Raw genomic sequence first — 20,566 nt, forward strand, 5'->3', positions numbered from 1 at the left:
CCGATGAAGATCAGCGAGCGAGCGCAGCAGCTGGTCCGCACCCGGACTCCGTTCGTGCACGCGACCGTCGTGCGCGCGCAGCAACCGACCTCGGCGCACGCCGGGGACGAGGCGATCCTGTTGCAGGACGGGACGATCGAGGGATTCGTCGGCGGCCAGTGCGCCCAGAACTCGGTCCGCAAGGCCGCGCTGGGCGCCCTGCAGTCGAACGAGAGTGTGCTGCTGCGCGTGCTACCCGACGGCGATCTGCAATTCCCCGAGGCGCCGGGCGCGGCGGTGGTGGTGAATCCCTGCCTGTCCGGCGGAGCGCTGGAGATCTTCCTCGAGCCACAGATCCCGGCGCCGCTCGTGCGCATCTGCGGCGCGACACCCATCGCGGACGCGCTGGCCGAACTGTGCGAACTGGTGGGCTTCGGGGTGCAGCGAAGCGTCGCCGAACCCGACCCGCTGGATTCTCCTGCCGACACGACGGCGATGGTGATCGCCAGCCACGGTGGACCGGAAGCCGAGTTGATCCGCGTCGCGCTCGACGCGGGCGTGGGCTATATCGGTCTGGTGGCCAGCAGCATTCGCGGGGCGTCGATCCTCGACGAGCTCGGCCTGACCGACGCCGAGCGTGCACGGGTGCGCACCCCCGTGGGTTTGCCGATCGGGGCCAAGACGTCCCAGGAGATAGCCGTTTCGATCGTCGCGGAACTGATCCAGGCGATCCGCAAGGGTGGTTTGACGGTGCCGTCGCGCCCGGCGAGCCTCGTGTCCGAGGCTCTCGATCCGGTGTGCGGCATGACCGTGGCGGTCGGGCCGGACACGCCGCGTCTCACTGTCGACGGTGTCGACTACTGGTTCTGTAGCTCCGGCTGCCGCAAGTCCTTCGCAGCGACGAAGACGGACTCATGACGAGCGGGTTCGTCACCGGAGTCGTCCTCGCCGCGGGAACCTCGCGGCGTCTCGGCACCGCGAAACAGTTACTGCCGTATCGGAATACGACGGTTCTCGGCGCCACGCTCGACGTGGTGCGATCCTGCGCTTTCGATCAGATGATCGTCACCCTTGGCGGATCGGCGGCAGCGATCCAGCGGCAGGTCGATCTGACCGGGCTGGAGGTGGTCATGGCCGAGGACTTCGGTTCGGGATGCTCGTCGTCGTTGCGTTCGGCCCTGCGCTCGGTGCATCCCCGGGCCGACGGGATCGTGCTCGTGCTCGGTGATCAACCGGGTCTGTCGGCGGCGACGGTCGACCGGCTGATCGCCGAGGGAACGACCGGCGCCATCACGGTCTGCCGCTACCGCGACGGCCTCGGGCATCCATTCTGGCTGAGCCGCAGCATGTTCGGCGAGCTGGCCCGATTGCACGGCGACAAGGCCGTGTGGAAGATCATCGAGTCGGGTCGCGTGCCGGTGTCCCGACTCGAGGTCGACGCACCGGTGCCCTTGGACGTGGACACCTGGGACGACTACGAGCGCCTGCGCGCCGCCTCGCCGCCATGATGTCGCCGTTCGACGATGTCGAGGACGTGGTGCGACGTTTCGACGCCGACGACTACCTGCTCGACACCGGGACCGCCGCGGCGTTCTATCTGGCCACCACGCTGGGGCGGCCGCTGCTGCTGGAAGGCGAACCGGGAGTGGGTAAGACGACGGCGGCGAAGACCTTGGCCACCGTGCTCGGCGCACCGCTGATCCGCCTGCAGTGCTACGAGGGCCTCACGGTCAGCGAAGCGCTGTACGACTGGAACTATCAGCGTCAACTGCTCAGCATCCGGCTCGCCGAGGCACGCGGCGCGGCCCTCACCGAAGCCGATCTGTTCACCGAGGCATTCCTGGTCGACCGCCCGATCCTGCGCTGTGTGCGGTATCGCGGGCCGACGCCGCCGGTGCTGCTCGTCGACGAGATCGACCGTGCCGACGACGAATTCGAGGCGCTGCTGCTGGAATTCCTCGGTGAGGCGGCGGTGACTGTTCCCGAACTCGGGACCTTCGTCGCCGAACAACCGCCGCTGGCGGTGCTGACCTCGAACCGCAGCCACGACCTGCACGACGCGCTGCGGCGGCGCTGCCTCTACCACTGGATCGATTACCCCGAACCGGCCCGCGCGGTGGCGATCGTGCGACGCACCGTGCCAGGGGCGACCGACGCGCTGATAGAGCACGCCACCCGATTCGTCGCCCACGCCCGCACTCTCGATCTCGACAAGCCGCCCGGCGTCGCCGAGGCCATCGACTGGATCGCCGCGTTGGCCACGCTCGACGTCACCGAGCTCACCGCGCCGGAGGCGATCGCCGCGCTCAGCGCACTGGCGAAGACACTCGACGACCGCGCCACCGTGCACGGGGCGTTCGCCGCATACACCCAGGGCCTGGCTCCCGGATGAGAGGGATACTTCGATGAAGATCGCCAACGAGTTCACCGTCAACGCACCCGTCGAGCGGGCGTGGGAGGTGCTGACCGACCTCGAACAGGTGGTCCCGCTCATGCCTGGCGCGCAGATGGTGGGCTGGGAGGGAGACGACTTCCTCGGCAAGCTGAAAGTCAAAGTCGGTCCGGTGATCAGTGAATTCAGCGGTAAGGCGAATTTCGTCGAGCGCGACGAAAACGACCATCGAGCGGTGATCAACGGCCGTGGCCGGGATTCCCGCGGATCCGGAAACGCCGCGGCGCTCATCACCACACAATTGCGTGCAGACGGCGACCAGACCCGTGTCACCGTGGACACCGATCTCAAAATCGTCGGCAAGCTCGCTCAATTCGGCAGCGGAATGCTGCAGCAGGTTTCCGAGAAAATGATGGGTCAATTCGTTGCCTCTCTGGAAGCGAAACTCGCGGAAGCCGATTCGGCTTCCGTCGAGCCGGTGGCCGAGGTGGACAGCCGAGCAGTGCGGCCACAACCGGTCGCGCAGCCCGAGCAGGAGCCGCTCGACCTCGGAAATCTCGTCAGGTCGGCGATACTCGAGAAGTACGTGCCCGCGATCGTGTTCGCGCTCGCGGCCTCGATCGGAATCGTTGTAGTACTCAGGCGAATGCGCGGGCAACGATGACCCGAGCGGTCCTGCTGCGCGGCGTCGATCTGGCCGCGTTCGCCGTCGCGGTCGTCGCGCGGTTGCGGCGCGGCGGGGTCGCGGTGGCGCCGAGCGGGCCCGCGCTGTACGTGCAGGCCTTGCGTCGCATGGCGCCGCGATCGCGCACCGAGCTCTACTGGGCCACGCGCCTCACGCTCGTCGATCGCATGCAGGATCTTTCCGCCTTCGACGCGGTCTTCGCGGCGGTGTTCGCCAATGCGGTGCTGGGCTCGGACCCGCCGAGCCGAACGCACGGACTGCCGCCGGGACGGGCGTCGGCACCGGGCACGGGCGGTCGCGGGCAGCCTCGGCAAGGTGGTGAAGTGCCTTGGGCGACACTGGGATCGGTAACCGGCTGCGATCAGTCGACCGACCAGAGCGCGACGCTGCCGGACGTGCTGCCGAGCCGCTTCGCGGCGCGCGCACAGGAACCGTTCGCCCGTTTCGATCCGGACGATCTGCGCACCATCGGGACCTGGTTGGAACAGGCGTCGGCGCTCTGGCCCCAGCGCAGCAGCAGGCGCTACGAGAGTCATCCGCACGGCAAGCGCATCGACTTCCGGGCGACGATGAACAACTCCCGCCGCACCGGTTGGGAGTCGGCGGTGCTGGTCCGCACTCGTCCACGGCGTAGACGGCGCCGAATCGTCTTGATCTGCGACGTCAGCCGCTCGATGCAGCCGTACGCGACGATCTACCTGCATCTGATGCGGGCCGCGATGCAGCGCCGCTCCACCGATCGACCCGAGGTCTTCGCCTTCTCCACTTCGCTGACCAGGCTGACCTCGGTGCTGGCGCACCGCTCCCCCGATGTCGCGGTGGCCCGGGCCAACGACAAAGTGGTCGACCGCTATGGCGGCACGCACATCGGCCGATGCCTCGGCGCGCTGCTCGCGACTCCGTCCGGCGCCGCGGTGCGCGGCGCCGTCGTCGTCATCGCATCGGACGGCTGGGACAGCGATACCCCCGATGTCCTCGCCCGTGCGATGGCCCGGATCCGACGCCGTGCGTGGCGCGTCATCTGGCTCAATCCCCGCGCGGGCGATCCTCGATTCGAGCCGACTACCGGTGCGATGGCTGCGGCGCTACCGTTCTGCGACATGATGATGCCCGCGCATACGCTGGCGGGTGTGGAGGCATTGGTGCGCACGCTGGCCTCGTCGGTTGTCACCTGACGAGCACTCAGGACGTGGCCGAGTCCATGCGAAGGAACTCGTTGATGCGCAGCAGCTTCGGTGGACGCGCCACGTCATCGGCCAAGGCGCGGAACGCCTCCTCCGCCCCGACCAAACGCGGCGCGGCGAGGTCGAGCTCCTTGCCGTCGACCCGGAGCCGCGCGGTGCCCGCCGCCAGGATGTTGCGCACCCAGTCCGAACCTGATCCGTACACCGGAATGAACAGATAGCCGCCGTCGACGGGATGGGCGTCGAGCGGCGTGCGGTAGGTCGCGCCGGAGACGCGGCCGACGTGAATAAGTACGGGCCGCTTGCCTCCCGCGATCGCGGGAGGATTGAACACCCGCTTGTTGACGTGGGCCAACCACCTCGGCATAGGCATCGGTGATCTCCTTCTCTCGCACCGGAAGGGCATCACGGATTGGTCGTTCGCCGAAACGGCGGCTGCTTCCAACCCGAGAAACTTACACTCGTAAGGCTGACTTACACCTGTAAGCTTGTCAACACCTTCACACCCTGGAGACGTCATGCCCCCACGCCAACCCCTCAGCAGAGATCGCGTGCTCGATGCCGCGATCCGGGTCGCGGATCGCGGCGGGGCGGAGGCCATTTCGATGCGGCGAGTAGCCCAGGAACTGGGCGTGGAGGCGATGTCGCTCTATAACCACGTACCGAACAAGGAAGCGCTCCTCGACGGCGTGGTCGATGCGGTGTTCGCGGCGATCGAGCTGCCCGCCGTCGACGGCGACGAGTGGCGCGATGCGATCCGGGCGCGCGCTCGCTCCGCGCGCGCGGTCTTGTCACGACACAGCTGGGCTCTCGGACTCATCGATTCGCGCCGCAATCCGGGACCGGCGACGTTGCGCCACCACAACGCGGTCCTCGGTGTCCTCCGGGAGGCCGGGTTCTCGCTGCCGATGGCCGCGCACGCCGTCTCGCTCATCGACAGCTATGTCAGCGGGTATGTCCTCCAAGAGGCGAATCTGCCGATGACGACTCCGGCCGATATCGAGGCAGTCGCGGGCAACCTGCTCGAGCACCTACCGACGCGGGAGTTGCCGTACCTCACGGAAATGATCGTCGACCACGCCCTGCGACCGGGCTACGACCACACCAGCGAGTTCGGCTACGGGCTGGAGCTGATACTCGACGCGCTCGAAACGCGCCGGGAAACGCCGACGGTGCACATACCGGCACCTCCGAGTGCGTAGCCCGAAACTCGAGCGGGCACACCCGTCGTCCTCAGATCCGCGCGGGGCGGGCGCCGCGGCGCCGCGGGCGCAGCTGGTAAAGGCGGTACCAAGCCAGCGCGAGGAAGACGATTCCGAGTGCGGCGACGACTCCCATGTCGACCAGCCACGTCCCGATGCTGTGCTTCCACAGCGGGTCGGCCGCGCCGTCGTGCGGCGACAGAGTGTCGAGATCGAGGGTGGCGGCCCCGGCGGCGTACCCCCACCGCGACGGCGATATGTACGACAACTGCTCCAGGAAGATGGTGCCGGGCAGCCGCACCAGCCCGCCGGTGAGCACCAGTTGCGCCATCGAGAGCACGATCAGCAGCGGCAGCGTCTTCTCGGAGGTGTTGACCGAGACCGACACCAGCAAGCCCAATGCCAGCGAGGTGATACCGAGCAGCGCCATCGCCAGAATCAGCTCCACCTCGGCCGAGGTGAACAGCCCTTTGGGCGGCATAGCCACGCCGATGGTGCCGATCAGCACCAACACCACCGCCTGGAGGGTGGTGATCACCCCCAGCACCAGCATCTTCGACATCAGATAGACGCCCGCCGACAAGCCCGCCGCGCGTTCTCTGCCGTAGATCGTCTGTTCCTTGACGATCTCGCGAATCGAGTTGCCGGTGCCGACGAAGCAGGCGGCGAACATCAGAATCATGAGCTTGGTCGGCGCGTCGACGTTGGTTCCCGGCGTCCCGGCGAAACCCTGGCCCGGGGGCACCGCGGCGATCAAGCCGCCGAGCAGCACGGGCATCACGCCGAGGAGCGCCAGATAGCTTCGGTCCGAGGCGATGACCGCCAGGTACCGACGGCACAACGTGCTGAGCTGACTGAGCTTGGACTGCGGCGCGGGCGGTGGCTCCGGCGCGTGCACGTCGGCTGGGCCGACCTCGTCGGTCAGTCCGACCGCCACATACTGCTGGAAGTACGGGGAATCCCGGAACTCGCCCGCCCAGTCGCGGTCGGCCTCGCGTTCGAACGCCTGGAACACCTCGGCCCAGGTGCGCTGCCCGAAGTGCCGCAACCCCTCCGCGGGAGGACCGTAGTAGGCCAGCCGACCGCCGGGCACCAGCACCAGCAGGCGGTCGCAGGCATCGAGATTCGCCACGCTGTGCGTCACCACGATGACGGTCCGGCCATCGTGCGCCAGCTCGGACAGCATCTCCATCACCGTCTTGTCCAAGCCGGGGTCGAGGCCGGAAGTCGGTTCGTCGAGGAACAGCAACGACGGCTTGGTCAGCAACTCCAGCGCCACGTTCACGCGTTTGCGCTGTCCGCCCGAGAGCCGATCGATGCGGGTCTCGGCGTGCTTCGCCAAGCCGAGCTCCCCCAAGACCTCGTCGACCCGCTGCTCGCGCTCCTCGCGGCGGGTGTCGCCGGGGAAGCGCAGTTCGGCCGCATAGAGCAGGGCGCGCCGGGTCTGCAGCTGGTTGTGCAGGATGTCCTCCTGCGGGACCAGGCCGATTCGGTGCCGGAGCTCGTCGTAGTTGGTGTACAGATCGCGTCCGTCGTAGCGGACCGTGCCCTCGGTCGCGGGTCGCAACCCGGTGACCGCGCCGAGCAGCGTCGACTTGCCCGCGCCGCTCGGGCCGATGACGCCGACGAGCGAGCGGTGCGGGATGGGGAAGCTCACCCCGTCGAGGAGCACCTTGCCCTCGCCCGTTCGCACGATGAGGTTCTGCACCGAGACCGACACGTCACCGGTGTCGACGAACTCGCGCAGTTCGTCGCCGACCAGCCGGGCCGTGGTATGCCCCATGGCGATCAGGTCGGATTCGGTGAGGTCGGCGGCATCGACCCGGGAACCGTTGACATAGGTGCCGTTGTGGCTGCCGAGGTCGACGATCCGGTACTTGCCGTCGCCGACCACCCGCAGTTCGGCGTGATGGCGGGAGACCATGAGGTCGGAGACGACGATGTCGTTGTCGGCGGCGCGGCCGATCCGAAGCGGGCTCGTGGTGATCCGTACTACCGCGCTGGGGTCGGCGGACGGAGCCAGCGACCGCGCAATCGGCAGGCCGTCACCCGTGCGGAACTTCGTGACAGTCACTTCGTCGTCGAGCTGGTAGCCGGGATCCGGGACGATCATCGTGTCTCCGCCGGGATCGCCATCGGTCTCGCGACCGGGTGGCGCTTCCACCGAACAGGCCAACTGCTCGCCGTCCCTGGCGTGGCCGAGCTGGAACGTCTCGTCTCGGTCGATCACCATGCGTTCGACGCGTCGACCGTCGAAATACGTGCCGTTGCGGCTGCCCGCGTCCTCGATTTCCCACCCGTCGGATCCCCGCTCCAGAACGGCGTGCACTGCGGATACCCGGGGATCGGTGACCACGATATCGGCTGTGGGATCGCGACCGACGTTATATGCGCCACCGGCGCGTAGCCGATAGACGCGTTCCCTCGTCTGCACCACTAGAACCGGCGCCTCGGGAAATTCCGTGGAGGACGGTTCATCCGCCATAACGGGAGTATACGACCGTGCCGCACACCCCCCGCAATAGTTGGTCGTCGGTGCCAGATTCGAATCCGCTGCGCCACCGGCCACAATGGAACATCGGAAATCTCGGCGTGAGTACGCAATTCGATCTCGATACGAAACCGATGCAGCCAGCGGAGCGCTTCGCCTATCGATGGGAATGCGCCGACGAGCGCGTCGGGGTTATCGTTGAAGTCCTGCTGGAGGCCATGGTGGCCTCGAGGGGACACGACATGCACGGAGCGAATGGCGCCTTTCCGCTTTCGGCGGCGCAGCGCGGAATCTGGTTCGCCCAGCACATCGCGGGCGACGTTCCGATCTCCCTTGCCCAATATGTCGACCTGGCCGGACCGATCGACCTCGATCGGCTGGCGCCGGCAGCGCGTCAGGCCGGACGCGAATTCGGCACCGGCTATCTGCGCCTGATCGAAAACGACGGTTATCCACTCCAGTGTGTCGATACCACCTTGGACGACAGCGCGCGCGTCTTCGACTTTCGGCACGAGCGTGATCCGGAGGGCGCGGCCCAAGCCTGGATGCGCGACGAATACTCGGCGCCGCTCGATCTGCTGAACGATCGGTTGGCCTGTGCCGTCATGCTGCGGATCGCCGACGACCGCTGGTTCTGCTACTGGCGTATGCATCACATCGCGCTCGACGGCATGGGCGTCTCGGCCATGGTGCGGCGCACCGGTGAGCTCTACACGGCGGCGATCGAGGGTAGGCCGCCGCCGCGGGCACAAGCCGAGGACCTCAGAAAGATCGTCGACGCCGATCTGGCGTATCGCAGCTCCGAGCGCTTCGCGGCCGACCGGGAGTACTGGCTTCGGCACCTCGACGGGATGGCCGATCCGGTGAATCTCGCGGGCCGAAGCGCCGACGTCGACGCGCATCCGAGGCGCGTCGAGGGCGTGTTGGCGCCGGAGACCGCGCGGCTGCTGGAGACGGTCGCGAAGGCGGCGTCGTCCGGTGTGGCGCCCACGGTGGTCGCCGCCTTCGGCGCCTATCTCGCCGCGACGACCGGTGCTCCGGAGGTGGTGTTGAGTCTGCCGGTCTCCGCGCGTACGACGGCGGCGATGCGGCGCTCCGGCGGCATGATCGCCAACGTCGTTCCGGTGCGACTGCGGCCGACTCCGACCATGACCATCGGCGAGATGATTCGAGCCGCGCAGAACGAGCTGACCGGTGCGCTGCGGCGGCAGCGCTACCGCCAGGAGGACATCTTCCGCGACCTAGGCTGGCCGATGGACGAGGTCGCGACATTCGGCCCCTCCGTGAACCTGATGATGTTGGACACCAAGGTCCAGCTCGGCCCGGTCACCGGACGAGCGCACGTGCTGACCCCCGGGCTGATCGAAGACCTGTACCTCAACCTGTATCCCGGCGTGGGCGGCGAGAGCACCCACATCGATTTCCAGGGCAACGCCAACCTGTACAGCGACACCGAGTTGGGCGCACACCACCGCCGATTCCTGCGATTCCTGCGGCGGTTTCTCCTCGCCGGACCGGACGCCAAGCTGTCCTCGGTGTCCATCGTCTCCGACGACGAGTTGGCCGAGCTGGCGCCGGCACGTGGACCGGCGAGCGTCGCGCCGCGTACGCTCCCCGAAATACTGTCCGCCGGTGCGCAAATCGACCCCGACGCGATCGCTGTACGCAGTGGCGCCACCGGTCTGACCTACCGTCGGGTGGGCGAATACGCCAATCGGCTCGCGCGTGTGTTGATCGCTGCCGGTGCGGGGCCGGAATCGCCTGTGGCGATCGCGATTCCGCGCTCGATCGATTCCGTGCTCGGGATGCTCGCGGTGGCCGAGACGGGCGCCGCCTTCGTGCCGATCGATCCGTCCTACCCGGTCGACCGGATCGCGCACATGGTCGACGACAGCGGAGTCGTCCTCGGTGTCACCGTGGCGACCGCGCGAACGTTGTTGCCTGACACTGTGAATTGGCTGGTTCTCGACGACGAGGCGACCCGCCGGTGTATCGCCGAGCAGAGCGCGGAAGCGATCGATGACAGCGTGCGCCGCGCCGCGGTACGCCTGGATCAGGTCGCCTACATCATCTACACCTCCGGATCGACCGGATCGCCCAAAGGCGTGCTGGTCACCCACCGGGGTTTGGCGAACATGGTCACGAGTCTGGCACACGACCTCGATGTCGGCGCCGATTCCGTGATGGCGCACGCGGTTTCGTCGAGCTTCGACCTTTCGGTCGAGGAGATCCTGGTGACCTTCGCCGCCGGAGCGACACTCGCCGTTGTCCCACCCTCGGCGTATGCGGGCGAGGAGATGGCGGACAACCTTCGCGCGCAGGGTGTTTCCCATCTGGATGCCACCTCGGCGGTGGTGGGATCCCTCGACCCGGCGACACTGCCCGGCGTGCGTACCGTCGTCGTCGGTGGCGACGCCTGCCCTCCGGAACTGGCGGCCAAGTGGTCCGGCCATACTGTTCGCAACGGGTACGGCCCCACCGAAACGACCGTCACGGCGACCTTGAGCGACGCCTTGGCCCCGGCCGCGCCGGTCACGATCGGTGGCCCTGTTCGCGGCGTCTCCGCGGTCCTGCTCGATCCGTGGTTGCGGCCGGTGGCTCCCGGCGCGATCGGTGAGCTGTACCTCGCGGGTGCGGGTGTGGCGCGCGGCTACCACCGGCGCACGGGCCTCACCGCGGGACGATTCGTCGCGAACCCGTACGCCGACGGAGAACGGATGTACCGCACCGGCGACCTGGCGCGCTGGACCAAGAACTCCGGGCGGTTGGAGCTGGAGTATCAGGGCCGCAACGACTTCCAAGTCAAGGTGCGGGGTTTCCGCGTCGAGCTCGGTGAGATCGACGCCGTCCTGCAGCGCCACCCGGGCATCGACTTCGCGATCACCGTCGGGGCCGAGACCGATTCGGGCGCCACCGTCCTGGTGTCCTACTTACTTCCCGAGCCGGGCGCGGAGGTGACTGCGGAGGAGCTGAAAGCAGCTGCCGCCCAATCGCTTCCGTCGTACATGGTGCCCGCCGCGGTCGTTCTCCTGGACAGCGTACCGCTGACACCGCTCGGCAAGATCGATCGTGCGGCGCTGCCCGAACCAGACTTCGCTTCCCACGCGCTCCTGGACCGACGACCCTCGACTCCGCGCGAGGAGACGCTGGCCGCGTTGTTCGCCGAGGTCCTCGGCCTGGAATCGGTGGGCGTCGAGGACAGCTTCTTCGCGCTCGGCGGCGACAGCATCTCGTCCATTCAGCTGGTCTCCCGGGCGAAAACCGCCGGGATTGCCTTCAGCGCGCGGGATGTGTTCGAACGCAAGACCGTCGCCGGGCTGGCGGCGGTGGCTACCGAGGCGTGCGCCAAGGCGGTGCACGAGCTGCCCGGCGGCGGAGTCGGCGCTGTCGAACTCACGCCGATCGTGCGCGCGATGCTGGACCAGGGCGATACCTGGCGCCGGTTCGGCCAGGCCGTCTTGATCGGTCTGCCCGCCGACGTCGACGGTGCTCGGCTGGTCGCGGCTGTGCGAACAATCCTCGACCACCACGACCTGCTGCGCTGCTCGTTGCGAAAGACCGATCGCGGAGGGGAATGGAACGTCGCCCCGTCCGGTTCGGTCGCGGCAGACACCGTGGTGGAGGTGGTTCCCGCAGGTTCCGATGTCGACAAGACCTGCGAAGACGAATTGCAGCGCGCCGCAGACCAACTCGATCCGGAGGCGGGGATCGTCGCCCGCTTCGTGCTGATCGAACGCGCGGCCGCCGCTCCGCTGTGCTGGATCGTGCTGCACCACCTCGTGACCGACGCCGTCTCGTGGCGGATCCTGCTGACGGATCTGGCGACCGCCGCCGCGGGCGGCGCTCTGGCTCCGGTCGGCACTTCGTTCCGGCGTTGGGCGCGTGGCCAATTCGAGCACGCGGCCGATCGCGATGCCGAACTGCCGGTCTGGCAACGCATCCTCGCCACGCCCGATCCGCCGATCGGCACGGGCACCTTGGATCCGGCGGTCGATGTCGCGGCCACCATGGCGACCTGTCGGATCACCGTCGCCTCCGACGTCGCGGATCCAGCGCTCGCCACGGTCCCGGACCGATTCCACTGTGGTGCGGACGATGTGCTTCTGACAGCGCTCGCGATGGCGGTGAGCCGCTGGCGTGGCCGCAGGACATCGCTTCTCACGCTGGAAGGCCATGGTCGCGAGGAGACGATCCTGCCGGGCGCCGATGTCGCGCGGACGGTGGGCTGGTTCACCACGGTCCATCCGGTGGCCATCGATCTGACGGCCATCGACCTCGATGACGCGTTCGACGGCGGACCGGCGGCGGGAGCCGCGATCAAGACCACGAAGCAGCAGCTGCGCGCGGTGCCAGACAAGGGAATCGGTTTCGGCATGCTTCGCTATCCGAACGCCGACAGCGCGCTCGCGGACGCGCCGCTCCCCCAGCTGAGCTTCAACTATCTCGGCCGGGCGCCGACCGGCGGCGAAGCCGAACCGTGGCTGCCGCGACGCTTCGCGGCGACGCGCGACGACCGAGCGCCGTTGGCAGCGGTCGTCGATGTCAACGCCGTGCTGACCGACATCGGCTTGGAAGTCACCTGGGACTACGCTTCGCGGCTGCTCGACGCGGCCGAGGTCGAAGAACTCGCCGACCTCTGGGCGCAAGCACTGCGGGCCCTGGTCGATCACGCCGCTACCGCGGGAGCGGGCGGGCGCGCACCGTGCGACTTCGACCTCGTCACGGTCACCCAGCCGCAGATCGATGCCTGGGAGCAGGACTACCCGAAGCTGACCGACATCTGGCCGCTTTCGCCATTGCAGTCCGGCCTGTTCTTCCACGCGACATACGATCCCGACACCGCCGACGACTACACGGTGCAGTCGATATTCACGCTGGCGGGCACTATCGATGCCGCACGGCTGCGCACCGCCGCGCAGGCGGTGGTGGCCCGGCACGACATCCTGCGCGTCGCTTTCGTGGAGACCGGCGAGGGGCCCCGCCAACTCGTCTCGGCGGACGCCGACATCGGTTGGCGGGAAATCGATTTGAGCGGAGTCGCCGATGCCGACGAACGACAGCGAGAACTCGACCGGCTGATCGCCTTGGACGCCAGTACCCGATTCGACCTGTCCCGCCCACCGCTGGTGCGTTGCACGCTCGTACGCGGCGCCCCCGACCGGTACCGGTTCGTGCTGACCAATCATCACCTCGTGCTGGACGGGTGGTCCACCGCGTTGCTCGTGCGCGAGCTTCTGACGCTGTACGCCACCGCGGGCGACGCATCCGTGCTGCCGCCCGCGCACTCGTACCGCGAGTTTCTCTTGTGGCTGCGCGAGCAGGACCATGCCGCGTCGACGGCGGCATGGAAGCGATCCCTCGCGGGCATCGATACGCCGACACGGGCCGTCCCGACCCTCGCCGGGGACAAGGCGATAGAGGCCGGGATGGTCTCCATCGACCTGTTCGGGGACACGGTCGACCGGCTGGAAACGGTCGCACGCGATTCCGGCGCCACGGTGAACACCGTGGTGCAGGCGGGCTGGGCGATGTTGCTGGCCACGCTGACCGGCCGCACCGACGTGGTGTTCGGCGCGACGGTGTCCGGCAGGCCGCCGGAACTGACCGGTGTCGAGGACATGGTCGGGCTGTTCATCAACACGCTGCCGGTACGAGTGCGGCTCGATCCCGCGGAGCGGGTGGACGACCTGCTGACTCGCCTGCAGAGCGAGCAGGCGCGGCTGATGGACCACCAGCACGTCGGGCTCGCCGCGATCCACAAGGCGGTGGGCTTGGCCGAATTGTTCGACACCCTGACGGTTTTCGAGTCCTACCCGATCGACCGGGAAGCTCTGTCGGCAGCACCCGACATCGCGGGCATGCGTGTGCTGGACATCGAGGGCGCCGACGCGACGCCGTATCCGTTGAACCTCATGGTCCTTCCGCTCCGCGGTGGCGCTGGGCACACTACGCTGCGCGTCACCCTGAAATTCGCGGCCGACCAGATCGCGCCGGAGGCGGCGCGGCCGCTGTTGGATCGCTTGGTCCGGCTGCTGACCCAGCTCGCGAACAACCCGCATGCTCTGGTGTCCCGCCTGCAGTGCTGCGACGACGCGGAACGAGCCGAGCTGCTGCCGGTTCGTGGCGCGGAGTCGGCGCAGCCGCGAACTCTGCCCGAGGTACTGCACGCCGGAGCGCGGATCGATCCCGGTGCCATCGCGGTGCGCGCGGGCGAGCGCACGATGTCCTACGGGGAGCTCGACGCCCGGTCCAACCGCCTCGCCCGGGCACTGCTGCGCCGTGGTGTCCGGCGGGAGATGTGCGTCGCGCTGGCCCTCGGGCGATCGCTGGAATCGGTGCTGGCGGTGTGCGCGGTGGCCAAGACCGGCGCGGCCTTCCTGCCGCTGGATCCCCGCAGTCCGATCGCGCGGACAGAGCACATGCTCGCCGACTCCAAGGCGCCGATCGGCCTGACGGTGACCCCGGTTCGCGAGACGTTGCCGAGCACCATCGACTGGATGCTGCTCGACGAGCCCGAGTCGATCCGCGAGCTCGAGCAGATCGCCGACGCGCCGATCACCGACGCCGAGCGCGGCGGGCGCATCGACATCGACCAGGTGGCCTACCTGATCTACACCTCGGGATCGACCGGCACACCGAAGGCTGTGCTGGTCGGCCACGGCGGTATGGCGAATATCGTTGCGGGCCTGCGGGATTACCTGGATCTCGGTCCGTCCGACAGCGTGTTGCAAATAGCCGCACCGAGTTTCGACGGGTCGGTGTTCGATCTGCTCGCCGCGCTGAGCGTGGGCGGCAGGCTCGTGATCTCGCCACCCGATGTCGGCGGTGGCGCCGACCTTGTCGATCTAGTACGCACCGAACGGGTCACGCACATGGCGATCACACCGTCGGCGCTGGCCACCATGGATTCCGCGGGCCTCGATTGCCTGCGGGTGCTCGCTGTCGCGGGCGAGGCCGCGACACCGGAGCTGATCGAGCAGTGGTCGACCGGGCGGCGGATGCTGAACTTGTACGGCCCGACGGAGTTCAGCATCTGGGCGACTGGTCGCGACGAACTCGCACCGGACGAGCCGCTCACCATCGGCGGACCGATCCGTGGCGCCGCGACAGTCGTGCTCGACACCTGGCTGCGCCCGGTGCCGGTCGGCGTCGCCGGTGAACTGTATCTGGCCGGTCCCGCGCTCGCCCGCGGCTATCTCGACCGGTGCGGGATCACCGCGGGACGATTCGTCGCCAACCCCTGGGGCGAGCCGGGTGCTCGGATGTACCGCACCGGTGACATGGTGCGCTGGGTCGTCGGGCGCGACCATGCCTACGAGCTGGAGTACTTGGGCCGCAGCGACTTCCAGGTCGAGATTCACGGCGTGCGGATCGAGCTCGGCGAGATAGACACCGTGCTGTCGCGCGACGAGTCTGTCGATCACGCGGTGACGATCGGCCGGGTCGGACCGACAGGGTCGACCGTGCTGGTGTCGTACGTAGTGCCCGTCGAGGGCGTCGAGGTCGAGATCGAGCACCTGCGCGCGGTAGCGGCCGCCGCCCTGTCCGCGTACATGGTCCCTTCGGCTTTCGTCGTGCTGGACGCGCTCCCACTCACCGCGGTCGGCAAGCTCGACCGGGCGGCCTTGCCCGCGCCGAATTTCGCGGACTGCCGGGCCGAATACCGAGCACCCTCGACGCCGACCGAACGAACTCTCGTCGACATCTACGCGGAGTTGCTCGGTCTCGCCGAGGTCGGTGTCGACGAGTCCTTCTTCGCCCTCGGTGGCGACAGCATCGCCGCCATTCAGCTCGTGACCAGAGCAAGGCAGCGGGGTGTCCGCTGCACGCCGCTGCAGGTGTTCGAGCACCGCACCGTAGCCGCGCTGGCCGCGGCCGCCGACACCGCATCCGCGACGCAGCTACCCGAGGAGCTGTCCGTGGGACCCGCGCTCGACGTCGTCTTGCCGATCCGGCTCGGCGGCGCCGAACCCGCGCTGTTCTGCGTCCACCCGTCGTCCGGAGTGTCTTGGAGCTACCTGGGATTCGCGGACGCACTGGCGCCCGGCAGGCCGATCTATGGACTGCAAGCGCCGGACCTGGGCGGTTCCGAAGCTCCGGCGCGCTCGATCGAGGAGTTGGCCGATCGGTACATCCGCGAGATCCGCACCGTCCAACCCGAGGGGCCCTACCACCTGCTCGGCTGGTCGTTCGGCGGACTGGTCGCGCATGCGATGGCGGCGAAGCTCGAGAACGCCGGCGCCACGGTCGGCGTCCTCGCGTTACTCGACGCCGATTGCGCCGACATCGACGCTGACGGCATCGAGCAGCTGTCCGCTGGCGCTTTCGTCCACACCTACGGCCCGATCTTCGGTATCCACGACGTGCCCGCCGATGCGTCGGCTCGGGAGGCCGCCGATCTGATCCGTGCCCGGCTCGGTGGCGCGTCGCCGATCGACGCGGACGTCATCGAGCGGATGGCCCGGACCTACAACGAGGCGGCGCGGATCCGAACGGGATACCGGCGTCCCGTATTCGACGGTGACATGGTGTATTTCCGCGCCAGGATCGCTACGTCCGACATCTTCGGTCCGGTCGGCTGGAAGCCTTTTGTCACCGGCGAAGTCGTCAACCACGACATCGAAGCGACTCATGAGCAGATGACCGCGCGACACGTGCTGCCGATCATCGCTCGCGTACTCGACGAGCATTTGGCAGGTCGGAGATGATCATCGCGGTTTTCGGATCGGGTCAGGTCTGGTCGCCGGGCGCGCGAAGCAGCCGAGTTTGCAGCGCCAGATAGAGCAGCGCCGCGTCGGCGGGCGCCGCGAAGGCCGCGCCGGTGAGTCGCTCGATTCGCTTGAGACGGTGCAGGACCGTGTTGCGGTGCAGGTGCAGGCGCTCCCCCACCGCCGATGTGGAGCCGCCGAGTTCGTACCAGGCCAGGGCGGTTCGCAGGAGAGCATCGGCGTCGTCGGGGTAGAGTCGATCGAACGCGGCGAGCGCATCCGCGAGGACGTCCGCGGCGAGTCCGGGGTTCGCCGCGATCAACGCGCGCGCCGGGGACGAGGCATAGGTGTGGATTCCGGTGTCCGCCTCGCTCAGGCATCGGAACGCGAGGCGCGCTTGGTCGAGTGCGGTGGGCGTGGCCGCGAGGTCGGTGAACGGCTTGCTCGCACCGGCTCGCGCGCGCACGGCGTGCAGCGCGCGGTCGAGCGTGACCGGCGAGACCGCGGCGGCAAGGGTGACTCGGTCTTCGGCGAGACGGGTGCGGACGGTGGTGACTCCGGTCGCGACGAGGCGAATGTCGCCGACCAGGACGACGTACGTGGCTCGGGCGGGCAGGCGCATCCTTCGGCCCAGGTCCGCACGCTGCGTCGGCGGGAAGCCGGGATCGAGCAGCGCCCGCAGCAACCGTTGATCGGGTTGTTCGGCCCCGGAGACGACTACACGCCGGTAGGCGTCGGCCGCGGCGACGGAATACTCGTCGACGGTGGCCCACATCCGCGTGGACAGCTGAGGTAGCGCGGGACGGTCGTCGTGATCGGCGCGTTCGACGATGATCTCCCAGAACGCCAGGCCCGCGAGGCGGAAGGCGTGCAGCAAACTGTCCAGCGGAATGCCTCGCTCGGCCTTGAGGCGTCCAGCGCCTCGGGCGGGTTCGAGCGAATACGGCTCTCCGCCAAGCGCGTCCAGCAACGCCGCGAGGCTTTCGGACACGATGGCGGCCAATTCGTGCTGATCGAGCGCGGCGTCGCCGTAGTCCCCGTCGTCGTTTTCGATTCTGGCGGTGACCATTTCGGAGATCGCGGCCAGATCCGCGCGCAGCTCGCGAAGGAGGCGCGGGTGCTCGGCGTGCGTGTCCTGGGTCACTGTCGTCAACCTAGCGCTCGTTGTGCGCGCGCACAACGGAGGTGCCCGAAGTGGAGGCGTGCGCCCGTCGCCACGACGGACGGCTCCCCGCGACACTGAAGTCCCTGATCGGTCACAGCGTCCAGAGTGGCCCTCGCGGAACACCTTTCAGGTCATATCGACGAAAACTACTGCTACAGCGATCGGAGTTGGCCCTCATGAGCACTGCCACACACGAATTGTTCGAGCGCTACCACGCGTGCTGGGCGGACCGCGACCCGGACCGAATCATCGAACTCCACACCCCCGACTCGGTGTTCCACCTGCACTCGGGCCAGGAACCCGCCCGAGGCCGCGCGGCCATCCGCCAGGCCGCGGCAGGGACCTTCGCCTTGGTTCCCGACCTGACCTTCCACCTGATCTCGTTGCGCGTCGGAGACGACTTCTGGGTGGTGCAGTGGCAGTTGACCGGGACCTCGGCGACCGGCAATCGCGTGTGCGTCGACCTCGCGGACTACGTCCTGGTCGAGGACGGCGCCGTCAAGGAGAAGCATTCTTACGTCGACGGGGTGGCCATGCAGGCGGCGCTCGGCTGACAGTGCGCTCACACCGCCGAGTTGCTAGTCACACCAGACAGGTGGGCGCTTCTCCAGGAAGGCCGCCATCCCTTCGCGGGCGCCGGGAACTTGCGCGGCGGCGGCCATGACTTCCAGGGCGAGGGCGTAGGCGTCTGCTTCGGGGCGGTCGAGTTGGCTGTAGAGGGTGCGTTTGCCGAGTGCCTTGCTGGCCCGACTGCCCCGGGTGGCGCGGGCGAGCAACTCGTCCACGGCGGCGTCCAGCTCGGCGTCCGGCACCGCCCGGTTGATCAAGCCCCACTGTTCGGCCGTGCGGGCATCGATCGGGTCGCCGGTGAGGGCCAGTTCCATCAGTCGTTTGCGGCCGACGGCGCGGGCCACCGGCACCGCGGGGGTGTGACAGAACCAGCCGCCCTTGCCGCCGGGGAGCGCGAAACCGGCGGATTCGGCGGCGACGGCCAGATCGCAGGAGGCCACCAGCTGGCAGCCCGCGGCCGTGGCCAGTCCGTGTACCCGGGCGATCACCACCTGCGGCACCGACTGAATCGTCGACATGAGTTCGGTGCACAGCCTGAGCAGTTCCCGCACGCCGAGCAGGTCGCGGGCGGCGACGTCGGCGAAATCGTGTCCCGCGGAGAAGACCGGACCGTGCGCTCCGAGCACTATCCCCGTGGCGTCGGTTTCGCCCGCGGCGCGGAACGAGGCGAGCAGTTCGGCCAGATGCTCACCCGACAGCGCATTGCGCCGTTCCGGCCGGTTCATGGTGATGCGCACGGTGTCGCCGTCCCGCGCGACCAGCACATGCCGATACTCCAAGGCGGTCATATCTCCACCGTAGAGCGCCACGGGCAACCGCACGACAAGTCCCGGGCAGCACTGTCTTGTGCGTTCTCTCAGCCCCGGTACGGCCCGGGATCACGCGGTCGGGGCTCCGTCGCGGGAGTGGACCACGGTGCGGTTTCGCCGGGCCTCGGTGTGTCGGCTGGGCGGCGCTGCCTGTCCGCTTCGGCAGCGGCTCTGGTATCGACCTCACGTTGCGCGAAGGCGATGTCGCGTGCGCTACGCACCGACAATCGGCCCAGCGAGGTCGCGGCGAAGAAGAGGATCAGCGCACCGAGACCGTAGAAGTAGGTCAGTTGCAGCACGGCACGTTTCCAGTCGGACGTGGCGACCGGGTCACCGACATCCCCGATTCCCAACGGGCCCGCCAGCACCGGCCCGATGACGAACCAGAAGCCCGCCGCCACCCCCAGCCACGCGCCGAAGCTCGCCACCAGACGGTTGCGGCTCACCAACATGAGCAGTCCGCCGATGACCGCGGCGGCGCCGGGCAGTACTTCGAGCCACCCACGCGCCGCGGTCCACACCCACGGCTCGTCCGGAGTGAACGCGAAGTCGAAGGACGGCCCGAGGAACGGGATCAGCGCACCCCAGGCGCCCAGCAGTAGCACCGCGAGCCCGCCGAGGGCTCCCCGGCTACGCGGAATTCGCAGCCGCCGGCCGCGGCCGGCGGGAACAGTGTCATCGACGTCGCTCATGACGCCTCCATTCGTGGGGGTAGGTGCTTACACCGCGCCTACCCCTTGCCCACCGCGGTACGCACGATCACCGCAGGTGGGTCCACAGCCGCTGCGCGACCGGCGGCTATCCGCCGAATCCCACCAGCGCGTCGGCGAGGTCCGGAACCTCGAGCACCTCCAGTGCTTGCTGCCGGACGTCGGGGCAGGTCTGCGTGGTGACCGTGTCGACGATCGTCTTGTCCTGAACGACGTCGTCGGTCAGCTCGTTGCGGGCCGCCCAGTTCTGCACGGTTCCGTTGAAACTGGTCTTGGCGATAGTCGAACCCTGGTCGCGCCAGTTGTCGAGTTCGGGCTGGATCATGTCGCACAACTGCTGGCTGGCTTCGGAGCTGATTTCGGCACCCGTCGTCGGCGATGTCGCAGGGGAGGTGGTCGGCTGTGTCGTGGTGACGGGCAGTGTGGTGATGATCGTGGTGTCGTCTGCGGTGTCGTTGCCGTTGTCATTGCAGCCGGTGAGCATGATGCTCGCGGCCACCGTCCCGGCGACGAGAGCGGAGCGGGTAATTCGACGTCGGTTGGCGATCACGTCATCTCCTTCTGGTCGAGTCGTCGATTCGCGTTCGGAGCCCAGGTGAGCACCGTTCATCGTTGTGCGGGCAAAGCGCTGACCATCTCTGACAACTTGAATTCGCTGGGACACGACTGCG

At 68.2% G+C, this 20,566-nt stretch carries 14 protein-coding genes; 8 read left to right on the forward strand and 6 right to left on the reverse strand.

Annotated elements, in window-relative coordinates; translation table 11 throughout:
* The first annotated feature begins 3 nt into the window (after positions 1-3).
* From ABZV58_RS18940 to ABZV58_RS18960, 5 genes are read left to right on the forward strand one after another with little or no spacing between them, the layout of a single operon-like run.
* Complete coding sequence (locus ABZV58_RS18940; protein WP_355001708.1) at positions 4-897, forward strand: XdhC family protein; 894 nt, start codon at positions 4-6, stop codon at positions 895-897.
* Positions 894-1,487, forward strand: a complete 594-nt coding sequence (locus tag ABZV58_RS18945; RefSeq protein WP_355001433.1) for an NTP transferase domain-containing protein — start codon at positions 894-896, stop codon at positions 1,485-1,487. The genes ABZV58_RS18940 and ABZV58_RS18945 overlap by 4 nt, the downstream gene beginning before the upstream one ends.
* A complete protein-coding gene (locus ABZV58_RS18950) occupies positions 1,484-2,371 on the forward strand; it encodes a MoxR family ATPase (RefSeq protein WP_355001434.1) in 888 nt (295 codons plus the stop codon). Before ABZV58_RS18945 ends, ABZV58_RS18950 begins: the two co-directional genes overlap by 4 nt.
* 13 nt (positions 2,372-2,384) lie before the next feature.
* The gene (locus ABZV58_RS18955) at positions 2,385-3,035 is read left to right on the forward strand and encodes an SRPBCC family protein (RefSeq protein ID WP_355001435.1); all 651 of its coding nucleotides are present in this window, start codon (positions 2,385-2,387) and stop codon (positions 3,033-3,035) included.
* Positions 3,032-4,231 (forward strand): VWA domain-containing protein, encoded by a 1,200-nt coding sequence (locus tag ABZV58_RS18960; protein WP_355001436.1) that lies wholly within the window; start codon positions 3,032-3,034, stop codon positions 4,229-4,231. The genes ABZV58_RS18955 and ABZV58_RS18960 overlap by 4 nt, the downstream gene beginning before the upstream one ends.
* 7 nt (positions 4,232-4,238) lie before the next feature.
* On the opposite strand, the gene ABZV58_RS18965 is transcribed toward ABZV58_RS18960, so the two are convergent.
* Positions 4,239-4,613, reverse strand: coding sequence for a nitroreductase family deazaflavin-dependent oxidoreductase (locus ABZV58_RS18965; RefSeq protein WP_355001437.1), 375 nt, complete (start codon positions 4,611-4,613; stop codon positions 4,239-4,241).
* A gap of 145 nt (positions 4,614-4,758) precedes the next feature.
* On the opposite strand from ABZV58_RS18965, the gene ABZV58_RS18970 reads away from it, so the two are divergent.
* The gene (locus tag ABZV58_RS18970; protein WP_355001438.1) at positions 4,759-5,442 is read left to right on the forward strand and encodes a TetR/AcrR family transcriptional regulator; all 684 of its coding nucleotides are present in this window, start codon (positions 4,759-4,761) and stop codon (positions 5,440-5,442) included.
* Positions 5,443-5,473: 31 nt separating this feature from the next.
* Here the strand turns inward: ABZV58_RS18970 and ABZV58_RS18975 are convergent, their stop codons facing one another.
* On the reverse strand, positions 5,474-7,927 hold the full coding sequence (locus ABZV58_RS18975; RefSeq protein ID WP_355001439.1) for an FHA domain-containing protein: 2,454 nt from the start codon (positions 7,925-7,927) through the stop codon (positions 5,474-5,476).
* A 248-nt stretch (positions 7,928-8,175) separates the two neighbouring features.
* Here ABZV58_RS18975 and ABZV58_RS18980 point away from each other — a divergent pair, with 248 nt between their 5' ends.
* Positions 8,176-16,641: an amino acid adenylation domain-containing protein gene (locus ABZV58_RS18980; RefSeq protein WP_355001440.1), complete on the forward strand. Its 8,466-nt coding sequence runs from the start codon at positions 8,176-8,178 to the stop codon at positions 16,639-16,641.
* 22 nt (positions 16,642-16,663) lie between these two features.
* On the opposite strand, the gene ABZV58_RS18985 is transcribed toward ABZV58_RS18980, so the two are convergent.
* The gene (locus ABZV58_RS18985) at positions 16,664-17,785 is read right to left on the reverse strand and encodes a helix-turn-helix domain-containing protein (protein ID WP_355001709.1); all 1,122 of its coding nucleotides are present in this window, start codon (positions 17,783-17,785) and stop codon (positions 16,664-16,666) included.
* 197 nt (positions 17,786-17,982) lie between these two features.
* On the opposite strand from ABZV58_RS18985, the gene ABZV58_RS18990 reads away from it, so the two are divergent.
* Positions 17,983-18,360: an SgcJ/EcaC family oxidoreductase gene (locus ABZV58_RS18990; RefSeq protein WP_355001441.1), complete on the forward strand. Its 378-nt coding sequence runs from the start codon at positions 17,983-17,985 to the stop codon at positions 18,358-18,360.
* Positions 18,361-18,384: 24 nt separating this feature from the next.
* On the opposite strand, the gene ABZV58_RS18995 is transcribed toward ABZV58_RS18990, so the two are convergent.
* The 3 genes from ABZV58_RS18995 to ABZV58_RS19005 all read right to left on the reverse strand — a co-directional run bounded on the left by ABZV58_RS18995 (position 18,385) and on the right by ABZV58_RS19005 (position 20,445).
* The gene (locus ABZV58_RS18995; RefSeq protein ID WP_355001442.1) at positions 18,385-19,164 is read right to left on the reverse strand and encodes an enoyl-CoA hydratase-related protein; all 780 of its coding nucleotides are present in this window, start codon (positions 19,162-19,164) and stop codon (positions 18,385-18,387) included.
* A 68-nt stretch (positions 19,165-19,232) separates the two neighbouring features.
* The gene (locus ABZV58_RS19000) at positions 19,233-19,877 is read right to left on the reverse strand and encodes a hypothetical protein (RefSeq protein ID WP_355001443.1); all 645 of its coding nucleotides are present in this window, start codon (positions 19,875-19,877) and stop codon (positions 19,233-19,235) included.
* 106 nt (positions 19,878-19,983) lie between these two features.
* Positions 19,984-20,445 carry a hypothetical protein gene (locus ABZV58_RS19005; protein ID WP_355001444.1) on the reverse strand — a complete coding sequence of 154 codons (462 nt, stop codon included), beginning with the start codon at positions 20,443-20,445 and terminating at the stop codon, positions 19,984-19,986.
* Positions 20,446-20,566: the final 121 nt, after the last annotated feature.

It is taken from the genome of Nocardia sp. NPDC004654 (genome assembly GCF_040609595.1).
Lineage (GTDB): Bacteria > Actinomycetota > Actinomycetes > Mycobacteriales > Mycobacteriaceae > Nocardia.

Bases quoted from the DNA above. Each gene is read 5' to 3' on its own strand.
- ABZV58_RS18940 (WP_355001708.1), top strand. From the start codon at position 4: ATGAAGATCAGCGAGCGAGCGCAGCAGCTGGTCCGCACCCGGACTCCG.
- ABZV58_RS18945 (WP_355001433.1), top strand. From the start codon at position 894: ATGACGAGCGGGTTCGTCACCGGAGTCGTCCTCGCCGCGGGAACCTCG.
- ABZV58_RS18950 (WP_355001434.1), top strand. From the start codon at position 1,484: ATGATGTCGCCGTTCGACGATGTCGAGGACGTGGTGCGACGTTTCGAC.
- ABZV58_RS18955 (WP_355001435.1), top strand. From the start codon at position 2,385: ATGAAGATCGCCAACGAGTTCACCGTCAACGCACCCGTCGAGCGGGCG.
- ABZV58_RS18960 (WP_355001436.1), top strand. From the start codon at position 3,032: ATGACCCGAGCGGTCCTGCTGCGCGGCGTCGATCTGGCCGCGTTCGCC.
- ABZV58_RS18965 (WP_355001437.1), bottom strand. From the start codon at position 4,613: ATGCCTATGCCGAGGTGGTTGGCCCACGTCAACAAGCGGGTGTTCAAT.
- ABZV58_RS18970 (WP_355001438.1), top strand. From the start codon at position 4,759: ATGCCCCCACGCCAACCCCTCAGCAGAGATCGCGTGCTCGATGCCGCG.
- ABZV58_RS18975 (WP_355001439.1), bottom strand. From the start codon at position 7,927: ATGGCGGATGAACCGTCCTCCACGGAATTTCCCGAGGCGCCGGTTCTA.
- ABZV58_RS18980 (WP_355001440.1), top strand. From the start codon at position 8,176: ATGCACGGAGCGAATGGCGCCTTTCCGCTTTCGGCGGCGCAGCGCGGA.
- ABZV58_RS18990 (WP_355001441.1), top strand. From the start codon at position 17,983: ATGAGCACTGCCACACACGAATTGTTCGAGCGCTACCACGCGTGCTGG.
- ABZV58_RS18995 (WP_355001442.1), bottom strand. From the start codon at position 19,164: ATGACCGCCTTGGAGTATCGGCATGTGCTGGTCGCGCGGGACGGCGAC.
- ABZV58_RS19000 (WP_355001443.1), bottom strand. From the start codon at position 19,877: ATGAGCGACGTCGATGACACTGTTCCCGCCGGCCGCGGCCGGCGGCTG.